This is a genomic window from Cellulomonas jepli (assembly GCF_047229345.1).
Taxonomy (GTDB): Bacteria; Actinomycetota; Actinomycetes; order Actinomycetales; family Cellulomonadaceae; genus Cellulomonas_A.
Window position 1 is genome coordinate 39249 of the sequence record NZ_JBFTER010000011.1, and the last position, 12003, is coordinate 51251.

The 12003-nt window shown below is 75.9% G+C and carries 5 protein-coding genes; all 5 read right to left on the bottom strand.

The genetic code is table 11. From position 1 onward, the window contains the following. Positions 1 to 102 precede the first annotated feature (102 nt). Entirely contained in the window at positions 103 to 6249 is a 6147-nt protein-coding gene (locus AB6N24_RS04470) for an Ig-like domain-containing protein (RefSeq protein WP_412868221.1), read from the bottom strand. Then, a complete protein-coding gene (locus AB6N24_RS04475) occupies positions 6246 to 7925 on the bottom strand; it encodes a serine/threonine-protein kinase (RefSeq protein WP_412868222.1) in 1680 nt (559 codons plus the stop codon). The genes AB6N24_RS04470 and AB6N24_RS04475 overlap by 4 nt, the downstream gene beginning before the upstream one ends. Then, entirely contained in the window at positions 7922 to 9550 is a 1629-nt protein-coding gene (locus AB6N24_RS04480; RefSeq protein WP_412868223.1) for an FHA domain-containing protein, read from the bottom strand. The genes AB6N24_RS04475 and AB6N24_RS04480 overlap by 4 nt, the downstream gene beginning before the upstream one ends. Beyond that, the gene (locus AB6N24_RS04485; protein WP_412868246.1) at positions 9547 to 10380 is read right to left on the bottom strand and encodes a PP2C family protein-serine/threonine phosphatase; all 834 of its coding nucleotides are present in this window, start codon (positions 10378 to 10380) and stop codon (positions 9547 to 9549) included. The genes AB6N24_RS04480 and AB6N24_RS04485 overlap by 4 nt, the downstream gene beginning before the upstream one ends. A 108-nt stretch (positions 10381 to 10488) precedes the next feature. Next, positions 10489 to 11997, bottom strand: coding sequence for an alpha/beta hydrolase family protein (locus AB6N24_RS04490; RefSeq protein ID WP_412868224.1), 1509 nt, complete (start codon positions 11995 to 11997; stop codon positions 10489 to 10491). Positions 11998 to 12003: the final 6 nt, after the last annotated feature.

The following is a 12003-nucleotide window of genomic DNA, read 5'->3' on the forward strand; positions in this document are numbered from 1 at the left end:
TCGGGCGGGTCGTCGTGCTGACGAGGGGCGAGGGCGGCTCGGGCGCTGTGCCGGGCTGCGCCGGGCGGGCGGGCTCGGCGGGGCCGTAGCGGGCGTCGGGGGTCATCCGCCCTCCCCTCCGTCCGGTGGTGGTGGCGGCGGCGCGGGGATCCTCTCCCCGCCCTCGGCCCAGCCGCCGCTCTCGCCGTACTGGTTCGTCGCCTTGACGCGGATGCGGACCTCGGTGCCGGCAGCGACGGGCGCGCCCGGGAGCGCGGCGTTGACGGACGGCGCCGTGACCGTGCCGAGGGACGTCCAGGCCCCGTTGCCCACGCGGACCTCGACCACGTAGCCCGTCAGCGGCACACCGCCGTTGTCCGACGGCGGGGTCCACGTCGCGTCGACGCGCGCACCGGTCTCCTCCAGGCGCACTTGCACGCCCGACGCGTCGCCCGGCTCGCTCGCGCGCTCGATCTGCTTGTCGGTCGAGACGGCGCCGGACTCGCCCGCACCCGTCACGGCGCTGACCGAGACGCTCACGACGGCGGACCGGTTGGCGAAGCCGAAGCGCGGCAGCCCGTCCGTCAGGGTGTCCTGCGTCCCCGTGACGGTCGTGTCGCGCACGACGCGCCCGTCGACCGCGAAGACCACGTGGTAGCGCTGGTTCGCCCCTCCGCCCCACGACCCCGTCGCGCCCCAGGAGGCGGTGATGGACGTCGGCTGCCGGTTGTCGTCGCGGGTCGGGTCGCTCAGCGACACCGCGCCGGGTGCCACGGGCCTGGTGACCGGGGTCGCGCTCACGACGCCGCTCGGCGCCCCGCAGCCGGCGACGTTGCACGCGCGCACCTGGTAGCTCTGGGTCTCGCCGCCGGGCAGGGCGTCCACGACGATCGGGCTCCCCGCGCCCGACCGCACCGGTGTCCCGCCCTGCAGCACCTGGTACTCGGTGATCGGCGAGCCGTTCGCGTCGGCCGAGAACCCGCTGAGCTCGACGGAGCCCTGGCCGGGCTCGGCCGTGCCGGACCCGGTCGCCCGCACGCCGCTGGTCACCCCCGGCACCCCGAAGGTCGACGCGATGGCCGACCCCGTGGCGGACCACCCGGCCTTGTTCTGGGCGCGCACCTGGAACTCGTGGGGGTGGCCGTTGACGGCGCGAGTGAACGCGTACGACGTCTCGGCGGCAGTGAGGGGGAACGTGCCGCCGCCGGGTCCGGTGATGGTCAGCTCGTAGCCCCTGACCGGGTCACCGTTCGCCGCGGGTGACGTCCAGCTCACGGTGATCTGGCCCCCGAGCGGGGTCTCGACGCGCTGCGCCGAGACCGCCGGCGCGTCCGGCGCCTTGGCCGGCACGATCGTCGCCGACGACCCGCTCCACCCGCTCGGCTCGGGCGCCCGGTTCTGCGCCCGCACCCGGACCGTGTACGCGGTGCCGTTCTGCAGGCCGGTGAACCGCTGCGTGAGCGTCGACGTCGTGACCGAGGCGGGACCGTTCACCGGCGCCGGGGTGATCTCGAGCGTGTAGCTCGTGATCGGCGACCCGGTGCTGCGCGGTGCCTCCCAGCGGACGGTGAGCTCGCGGTCGCCGGTCGAGACCTCGACGGGCGCGCCCGGCGGGTCCGGCACGGCGTCCGGGCGGGCGGGCGCCGACGCGGGGCTCGGGTCGGACCAGTCGACGGCGTTCTGCGCGGCGACCGTGAACGTGTACTCGGTGTCGTTGGTGAGGTTGTCGATCGTGCACGTCGTGCTCGCGCACGCCCGGACGGCGCCGCCCGGGTTGGCGACGACGCGGTAGCCCGTGATGGGCGCGCCGCGGTCCCCGGGGGCGTCCCAGGCGAGCACGACCGTCCGGTCGCGCACCTCGACGACGCGCGGGGCCCGGGGCGCCTCCGGCTTGCCGCGCACGGACACGGTGATCCGGCCCTCGACCTCCCGGTCGGGGTCTCCCGTGGCGTCGCGCACCCGGAAGCGCGCGACCAGGGTGCCCTGGAAGTCGGGGCCCGGCCGCACCGAGACGGTGCTCGACGTCGCGCTCGCGGTGCCCGCCCCCGGGGTCTCGACGCTCGCACCGACGACGGTGAGCTCGCCGTCCGGGAACGGGTTGAACGCGTTCTCGAGCACGTTCACGACTGTCTCGCGGCCCTGCACGCCGTCCGTGACCGTGCGGTCGACCACGCGCGCGAGCTGCCGGGTGCTCGCGGTCACGCGCAGGTCGACCTGGGCGTCCATCGAGCCCGAGCGCCCGTAGCCGATCTTCACCGCGAGCGAGCCGAGCGTGCCCTTGGGGGTCGTGCGCGCCGCGGAGACCCGCAGCGTGCTGCCCTCGAGCGTCGCGGTGAAGCCCGCCGGGACGGCCGAGGTCAGCTGGTAGGTGTACGGCGTCGTCGTGGTCGTCTCGCCCTCGGGGCCGCGCGTCAGCGCCCGCAGGTCCACCGCGAGCGGCGCCTCGCCCGGGCCCATGTCGAGCGTCGTGGGGTCGAACGTCGGGGGGTGGTCGTCGAGCGCGTAGACCGTGATCGAGAGCGTGATGACCGACGTCCGGCCCTCCGCGTCCCCGGCGCTGGTCCGGTCGGTGACGGGGACGGTGATCGAGGCCGGGCCCGCGTACCCCGCGGCCGACTGGAAGCGCAGCGTCGTGGCGTCCTTGACGAGCGCCGTGCCGTCGGACTTGGTCGCGGTCACGCCCGCCGCGTCGGCGATGCTCGCGGTGCGCCCGGGCGCGACCTGCACCTGCTCGTCGAGCGGGATCTCCAGCGGCTCCCCCGAGGCGACGCGGAGCTCGGGCGCCTTGGGCCGCGGCGTCGGCGGGAAGAACCCGAGGGCGGGGACGGTGATGAAGGCGTAGGACGAGACCCGGTCCGCCTGCGGGGAGACGTTCGTCAGCACGTACGGCACGGTCTGGGCGGTGTCCACGAGGGTCACGACCACCTTGCCCTGCGGCGTCACGGTCGCGACCTCGGACGCCGATCTCGGCACCGAGACCTGGAGGTCGCTCAGCGGGCCGCTCGGGTTCTGCGCGACCTCGAGCACGTCGACCTCGACGCTCTCGCGGCCGATCGTGTCGATCGGGGGCACGACGACGTCCTGTGCGATCGGCGGCAGCACCGCCGCGTCGCCCGAGACCGTCACGGTCAGCACCGCGGTCGCGCGGCCGCCGCGGATGTTGGTCGCCGTGTAGACGATCTGCAGCACCGCGGGCTCGTCGGGCGCCTGCACGAGGATCCGGCGGCCCTCGACGCGCGCGTCGACCCCCTCCGCCGTCTCGAGCTCGGTCTCGAGGCTCAGCTCCCCGCCGTTGGGGTCGACGTCGTTCGCGAGCACGCGGACCTCGACGCGCTCGCCGGGGCGGACCTGCACGGCGTCGTCGCGGGCCACGACCGGCACCGTCGTCGTCGGGCGCGGGCTGATGCCGACCCGGATCGTGGCGACCGCGCGCTGCCCCACCCAGTCCTCGACCGCGTACGTGAACGTGTCGGTCCCGAGCTCGCCGGGCAGCGCCTCGTACTCGAGCCAGTCCGCCCCGACATCGACGATGCGGCCCTTGGTCGGCGCGAGCGCGGCCCCGAGCAGGGTCACGCCGTCGCCGTCGTCGTCGATCCCGACGAGCGGCACGGGGATCCGGATCGTCTCGCTCTCGAAGACGCGGGCGGTCAGGTCGCGCGGGCGCGGCGGCGCCTTGGTGGTCGCGTCCGACTCGTGCACCCGCACGGTCAGCGTCGCGGCGGTCGTGTTGCCGAGCGCGTCCCGCACCGCGAACGTCGCGTGCGCGGTGAGCGCGGACTCGGGCGCCTGGTAGCGCAGCACGTCGCCCGACACGAAGAGCAGGCCCTGGCCCTCACCGAGCGGCTCGGCGAGCTCGGGTACGAGCGTGAGGCGGTCGCCGTCGGGGTCGTAGGCGTCGTCGAGCACCGGGACGGTCACGACGCCGCCCGTACGGACGGAAACCTCGACGTTCGGCACGACGGGCGGCTGGTTCGTCGCGGACGGCGGGACGGGGTGCACCGCGATCTCGCTCGTCGCGGTGGTCGTCCCGTTCGACACGACGTAGCGCACGGACACCGGGGCCTCGAGCGTGCGCGTCGCCGAGATCTGCACGAGCTGGTGGCCGATCACGGCGATGCGGAGCCCGGAGTCCGCGGGGGCCTCGACCGACTGGACGACGAGCACGCCGCCCGCCGGGTCGGTGTCGTTCGCGAGCGGGTCGACCGTGACCTCGCCGCCCGCCGGCAGGTACGCGCGGTCGCGCACGGCCACCGGCGGCTGGACCTCCGACGGCCACTCGCGCACGTCGACGCGCGCGAGCCCGGTCGCCTGCTGCGGCGGCGCGGCGACGACGAACGGCACGTAGTACGTCCCCGGCCGCGCGGCGCTCACCGTGAACGTGCCCGCCGCGAGGTCGGTCGTGATGGTCAGGCCCGCGACCTCGTCGACGCCCGCGAGCCGGACGGGCTCGGCCGACGAGCTGCGCACCGCGGCGAGCGGCTGCACGAGCGCGGGCAGGTCGACGTAGGTCACGACGTGCACCGGGTCGACCTGCGGCGCGAGCGAGCCCGCAGCGCGGACGTCGACCTCGAGCACCCCCTCGGCCGTCTCGACGCCGTCGGTCACCGTGAGGCGCACCTGGTGACGGCCGAGCGTCCCGCCCTCCGCGCGGAACGTCACGGAGCCGTCCTGCCGGAAGCTCACGCCGCCGCCGTCGGAGACCGCACCGACGAGCACGAGGTCGTCGCCGTCGGGGTCCGCGAAGTCGGCGAGCGCGTTGTAGGTGGCCTGGGCGCCCTGCTCGACGCGCATCGAGCCGGTCCGGACCTGCACCGGGGCCTCGTTCACGCCGTCGTCGCGCACGGTCAGCGTGACGCTCGCGGTGGAGGGCGCGCTCGTCCCGCGCCCGTCGGTGATCGTGTAGGTGAACGTCGCGCTGCCGGTGGCGTCCGGTGCCACGGTCAGCTGCAGCGAGCGCCCGCCGTAGATGGCCTCGAGCCGCCCGAACTCCTCCGGCACCGGGTCGAACTCGCTCACCGCGAGGATGCCGCAGTCCGACGACGAGTCGTTGTCGATGACGGGGAGGATCGTGGCGCGGCCGGGGCGGACCCCGAAGCCGTCGTCCTGCGCGGTCGGCGGCGCGGACTGCGTGCCGCACTCCGCGACGAGGTCCTGCGTGGTCTCCGTGCCCTCGGCGTCCTCCTGCTCCTCCTCGAGCTCCTCCTCGGGGACGATGTCCTCCCAGTTGGGCTCGCGCAGCGCGGTGTCCTCGAGCGGCATCCACACGCGCCCGCGCAGGGTGTCGTTGAGCACGACCGCGCCGCGGTTGACCCGGAACGTCAGCTCGTCCTGCGACGACATGTCCTCGAGGTCCTCGACCTGCGGCCCGGAGCCGCCGGTGCACTCGCGCAGGTAGCTCCCCGTGGCGGACGCCCAGGCGGCGTGCGCGCAGCCCCGCACGCGCACCGGCGCGGCCGGGCGGCCCGAGCCGCCGGTGAGCCGCTCGACCGGCTCGCCGCCGCCCAGCGGGACCTGCAGCAGCGCCGTGCGGCTCGCGACCAGCGCGTCGTCCGCGGCGGGCCCCGGCTGCTGCAGCACCAGGTCGTCACCGTCGAGCTCGACCTCGCCGCGCAGTGTCACGAGGGTCGAGCCGTCGAGGCCCACGGGCTCGTCGCCGACCGCGGTGAGCTTCTCGACGCCCGTCCCGAACGACCCGACGGGCTCGACGACCGGTGTGCCGGCCTCGAGCCGCACGCGCGTGACGTCGCCGGTCGTGCCGTCGACGCCGAGCGCGACGCCGTCCTGGGTGACGACGACGCGACCGCCGTCGCCGAGCTCGAGGTCGGGCTGGTCGGACGAGACGCGCAGCGTGTCGAGAGCCGTGAAGGGGCGCACCCAGGCGTTGCCGCCGGAGTCCAGGACGGCGACGGTCCCGCCGCCCATCGACGCGGACGCCCCGCCCGGGACGGGCACCTGCGCGACGAGGGTCACGCTCGCGGGGTCGACCACCGAGACGCTGCCGGGCTCCAGGAGGAGCACGTCGCCCGCGTCCTGCAGCACGTCGAAGTCGGTGCCGGTCGTGACGAGACCCGAGTTGAGCTCCTCGACCTGCGTGTTGAATCGCCCGAGCTTGAGCTCGCTCGTGGCGGTGAGCCACACGCCGCCGTCGTTGAGGTCGACGCGCGCGAGCGGGAAGCCGGGGTTGACCAGCGCGAGCACCGCGAGGACCACGGGCACGGTCACGACGGCCGCGGCGGACACGGTGCGCCGGCGCACGGAGGCGAGGCTCATGGCGCGCACCCCTCGGCGGGACGCGCGGACGCCCCGCGGTCGGCGCGCACGATCGACACCTCGACGCACACGGGGCTCCCGGTCGCCGCGGCGGCGGGCACCGTGACGGTCGGCTCCTCGACGAGCTCGCGGACGGGCTCCCCGGTCGCAGCCCGCACGCCCCACAGGTAGCGGTCGCCGTCGACGGGCTCGGGGTTGGTCCAGGTGAACACCACGGCCCCGTCGGCCTGCCGGACGCCGGTGAGGTCCGCGGGCGACGGGACCGCCGCGGCGACGCCGCTCGCGGGCGGCTCGAAGCCGGTCGGGTCCTGCGTCGCGGGGGGCGCCGCGGAGTCGCCGAGCGTCAGCGCGACGACCACGACGAGCGCCGCGAGCACCACGGCCCCGGAGACCAGGCCCGCGACGAGCCGACCACGCCCGGCCGGCTCGGGGTCGGGCTGCGGGATGAGGATCTCGCGCGCGGCCGTCTCGGTGCCGAGCTCGTCGGCGAGCGCGCGCCGACCGGTCGTCGGAGTGCCGGGCGCCGCGGGCGCGGTCGACGGCTGCGAGCCGGCGGCCGTGCGGAGCCGGTGCGCGACGGTCGTGGCGGGCGGTGTCTGCGCCGCGTCGGGCGACACGCTGGTGACGGGCCGCAGGCGGGTCGCGTCGTCCTCCGCCGAGCGCAGCGCGCGGCGGGTGGGCCGGACCGGTGGAGGTCCCGACGGGTCGATGCTCACCACGGGGCGCAGCCGCGTCCGGTCGTCGCCGTCCTCCTCGCCGGGCCCGTCGGCGTCCCGTGAGACGCCCGGAGCCGGCACGCGCGCCTCGTCGGTGAGGTCCAGCGGTGTCACCGCGAACCCGAGCTCGGCCTCGACCTGCTGCAGCGAGCGCGCGAACGCGACCGCGCTCGGGTGCCGGCCGGCGGGCGACCGGCTCATCGCGCGCGCGAGCACCGAGTCGAGGCTCGCCGGCACGTCCTGGCGGCCCGTCGGCGGGACGGGCGAGCGCTCGATGCGGCCCACGAGGTCGGCCGCGCCGTTCGCGCCGCCCGGGACCTCGAACGGCGTCCGACCCGCGAGCAGCGAGTAGACGGTCGCCGCGAGCGAGTACACGTCGGAGCGCGCGTCCCCGGTCGGGTGCTCGGCGAGCAGCTCGGGCGGCGACCACGGGATCGACATCCCGATCGCCACCCCGGCGCCCGCCCCGGTGGTCGCCGCGATGCCGAAGTCGGTCAGCGCGGGCCACCCGAAGTCGGTGGTCAGGACGTTGGCGGGCTTGATGTCGCGGTGCAGGATCCCGGCGCGGTGCGCGGTCTCGACGGCCGAGCCGAGGCGCACGCCGATGCGCAGCGCCTCCGCCACGGAGATGCGCTCGACGCGGTAGCGCTCGGCGAGCGCCGGCCCGGAGCAGTACTCCATGACGAGGTACGGGCGCCCGTCGGGGGCGATGTCCGCGTGGAAGATCGTGACGATCGACGGGTGGTGCGAGAGCTGGGCCATGAGGTTGGCCTCGGTCTGGAACCGCACCCGCAGGTCGTCGTCGAGCGAGCCGGCGAGCAGGACCTTGACCGCGACCGAGCGCCGCGGCATGTCCTGCTCGTAGAGGAAGACGTCAGCGAACCCACCGAGGCCGAGCACCCGGACGAACCGGTGCCCGGCGATCCTCGGTGGGGCAGAGGCGACGCGGCGTGCAGTCACGCACCCCGCTCCACGGTGAACGTCACGCCGTCCCCGAGGTCGACGACCTCGCCGGCGGCGACGACCGTCGCCTCGCCGGGGTGCAGCCGCCGGGCACGCTCGCCCGGCCGGGACACCAGGATGCCGTTGGTGGAGTTGAGGTCGGTCACGAGCACGTCGTCGCCCTCGGCGCGGACCTCGGCGTGCGTGCGCGAGATGTCCTGCTGCGGGCTCGGGACGGTCACGAGGCGCGGGAGCTCGCGGTTCGTGACGCGCGAGACCTGCGGGGCGCGGCCGAGCAGCACCGAGCGGTCGAGCGCGACGACGAGGCCGGTCGAGAGCACGAGCTTGGCGGTCGGGTCGACCTCGGGCGCGACGACGCGGAACGGCCCCGGGACCTCGTCGGCGGCCCACGAGGGCAGCTGGTCGCGGATCGCGACGAGGTCGCTCGACAGGATCGTGAGCCCGTCGTGGTCGTCGTCGAGGTCGAGGTCCGTCTGCGCGGCGGCCTCGCCCTGCAGCACGGCCTCCGCGGCGGCCACGACGTCCGCGCCGTAGGTGTCGTCGTCGTCGTCGAGGTCCTCGTCGTCCGGGACCAGCGCGGGCACGGCCGCGTGCTCGGCGGGCCGCTCGGCCGCGGGCAGGACCGGCGTCGGCGTAGACCACGTACGGGCGAGATCGGCCTGCGGGTCGCGCGCGGGGTCTGCGTCGAGCTGCTCGCGGGCGGGCGCCGGGGCGTCGACCGCCTGGAACGCGGGCATGGGCAGCTCGGCGACGTGCAGCGGGAGCACCGGGGACGCCGCGGGCACGGAGGGCGCTGCGGTGGCGCCGGCCGGCGACCCGGCGGTGCCCGACGCCAGCGGGAGCTCGGCGGAGTGCGTCGCGGGCTCGGTCCGGGAGCCCGCTGCGGGCTCGTCCGACGCCGCCGCGGTGACCGGCTCGGCGTCCACGGTCTCGGCGTCCACCGGCTCGCGGTCCACCGGCTCGGCGGGCACCGACTCGGCGTGTACCGGCTTGGCGAGGTCGACGAAGCCGGCGGGCACGGCGTCGGCCGGCGCCGGGGCGCCGGCGAGCACAGCCGTGGCCTCGGCGGCGGCGGCGGTCTCGACGACGTGGTCGGGCGTGGCCTCGGGCTCGCTCGGCTCGACCGTCGCCTCGACCGGCACGGACGCCGACGTCGTCCCGGAGCCCGCCGCGTCGTCGCGCACCGCGAGCGGGACCTGCACCGCGGACGCGCGGACGACGCCGCTCACGACCGGCAGCGCCTCCGCGGCGGTCCAGGTACCGGCGCCGGCGACGCGCACCGTCACCACGTCCGCACCCTCGGCGACCCGCTCGGACCAGGTCGTGACCTCGCCGGCGGCGAGCACGGACGACCCGTCGGGCCCGCTGACCTCGACCTCGACCGGGCCGCGCAGCGCCGCGTGCACCCGCCCACCGGTGAGGTCGACGAGCGCGAACGGCTGGAGCCGCGCGATGCCGCCGGTCAGCAGCACCTCGAGCTGGTCCGCGAGACCGCCGTCGGCGGGCACGGCGTCCCACACGGCCCGCACCACGGAGGGCGGCGTGGTCGGCGCGAGCAGCGCCACGACCCCGCCTGCGACGACCGCGTGCCAGTCTCCGGGGGTGTACTCGGGCACGATCACGGCTGGACCTCCGTCGTCCTGGTTCGCGGCACGGTCGCACCGTCGAGCATCTCGTCCCACGCGCTCGGCGCGAGCTCCGCGCCCGCACGCGGGACGGTCACGTGCACGTCCTCGTCCCTCACCGCGGTCGCCACGTCGACGACGACGGCGCTCACGTTGTCGTGGCCCCCGGCCTCGACCGCGCGCTGCACGAGCTGCTGCGCGGCCTGCTGCGGGTCGCTGTGCTCGGCGAGGATGCCCGCGATCGCGGCGTCGTCGAGCTCACGGGTCAGGCCGTCCGAGCACACGAGGACCCGGTCGTGCGGCCCCGCGGGGATCAGCCAGTAGTCGGGCTCCGGGCTCGGGCCGGTGCCGAGGGCGCGCGTGAGCACGTGCCGCTCCGGGTGGGTGCCCGCCTGCGAGGAGCTGAGCTCACCCGAGTCGAGCATCTCCTGGACCACCGAGTGGTCGACGCTGATCTGCTCGAGGACGCCCTCGCTGACGCGGTACACCCGCGAGTCGCCGACGTTGAACACGAGCCAGTAGGAGCCGTCGTCGTGCTCCGCGACGGCGACGCCCGCCACGGTCGTGCCGCCCGCGCGCCCCTCGAACGTGTCGCGGATCCGCTCGGCCGTCCGGGTGAAGCACGCGTGCACGTCGTCCGCGGAGGCGACCGTGCGCCCCGCGAGGTGCGCGAACTCCTCGACCGCGAGCCTGCTGGCGACGTCGCCGGCGTCGTGGCCGCCCATGCCGTCCGCCACGAGGAACACCGGGGGGTACGCGAGCAGGGCGTCCTCGTTGACCGAGCGCACGAGACCGCGGTCGGTCGCCGAACCCCACGACGTGCGCACTCCCACCCCCGCTGCTCCTCGGGCGCGCGGCAGCCGCACCCACATGGTTGGTTATCGGCCACATCGTGCCCTACATGAGCAAGACAAGTGTAAAGATCCGCGGACGTCTCAGATGCCCAGCTGGTACACGCCCCAGTACGCGAGCACGACGAGGATGACGGCCGCACCGGCGACCGAGGTCCACAGCTCGACGACCGCGACCCCGCCGGTCGCGACGCGGTCCCCGGCGTCGCGCAGCCGGCGTGCCCGGTCGAGCAGCGCGACCCCCGCGACGACCGCCGCGATGCCGAGCACGCGGACCCCGATCCACCCGCCCTGCACCACCCACGCGTTGCGCTCGTAGCCGAGCGCGAGGCGCGCGACCGCGACGAGGTACCAGACGAGGGCCGCGACCGTCGCGACGACGAGCAGGCGCAGCGCGTCCGCCCGACCCCGGACGCCCGCCCCGAGACCGTCCGGCAGCTCGGGCAGTCCGCGGCGGCGGCGCACGGCCCGGTGCAGCACCGAGCCGAGGTGCGCGAAGGGGCCGACGGCGAGCAGCACGATGCCGCCCCCGACGGTGGCGAGCACGACGTCGCCGTCGCCGAGCCAGCGCGGGGTCGGCACCGGCGCCGCCCAGTAGTCCTGGACCGGCTGCGCCCCGGCGATCCGGGGGCTCGCGCCCGACGTCCCCGGCAGCCCCCGGACCCAGCCCGTGAGGTCGCGCAGGAAGTCCTCGACGACGACGCCCTCCACGCGGATGCCGTGGCTCGCGCCCTCGTAGTAGCGGACGGTGTACTCGGCGCTGCCCGCGATCGCGGTGTCGCGGATGATCTGCTCGGCGCCCTGGACGAGCGGCATCGACGCGTCGCCCGTCCCGTAGACCACGAGCACCGGCTGGCGCATCTGGCGCTGGTACGGCGCGACGTCGAAGTCCGCGTACTCGAAGCCGCCGCCGGGCAGCGACATGCCGACCGCGCGCGGGATCGCGCGGAACACCCCGCTCGGGACCCCCGTGTTGCGCAGGTAGGAGTCGGTCGCGAACGCCGCCTGCTGGCGCGGAGGGACGACGGGCGCGGACACGAGCGCGACGAACGCGAGAGACGGGTCCTCCGCGGCCATGACCGGGGCGATCCAGGCACCCTCGCTCTCGCCGTACAGCCCGACGCGTGCCGGGTCGACGTCGGTCCAGCCGCGCAGCACCTCGACCGACCGGGCGTAGTCGGCCGCCATCGCGACGTAGTCCCGGTGCCGCGCGGTGTACGTGTCGAGCCGCTTGTCGGGGACCATCGCGACGACGCCGGACTCCGCGAGCGCGTACGCCTGCTCCTCGAACGCGGTCGAGAACTTCCCCGTGCCCGCACCGTGCACGAACACGACCCCGGCCCGGTCGCCCGGCGCACCCACCGGCTCGCTGATCTGGGCCTGCACCACGGCGCCGTCGAGCTGGACGCTCACCACCGTCGTGCGGACCTCGTACCGGACGGGCTCGGGCGCACCGCCGATCGCGGTCGACGCGCTCTGCGTCTCGAGCGGGTCGGTCAGCGGGACCGGGTCCCACTGCGGGCCCATCACCGCGCCGACGACGGCCAGCAGGATGATCCCCACGACCGTCCCCGCGGCGACCCGGTTCGGCATCCGGCG

Bases quoted from the DNA above. Each gene is read 5' to 3' on its own strand.
- AB6N24_RS04470 (WP_412868221.1), bottom strand. From the start codon at position 6,249: ATGAGCCTCGCCTCCGTGCGCCGGCGCACCGTGTCCGCCGCGGCCGTC.
- AB6N24_RS04490 (WP_412868224.1), bottom strand. From the start codon at position 11,997: ATGCCGAACCGGGTCGCCGCGGGGACGGTCGTGGGGATCATCCTGCTG.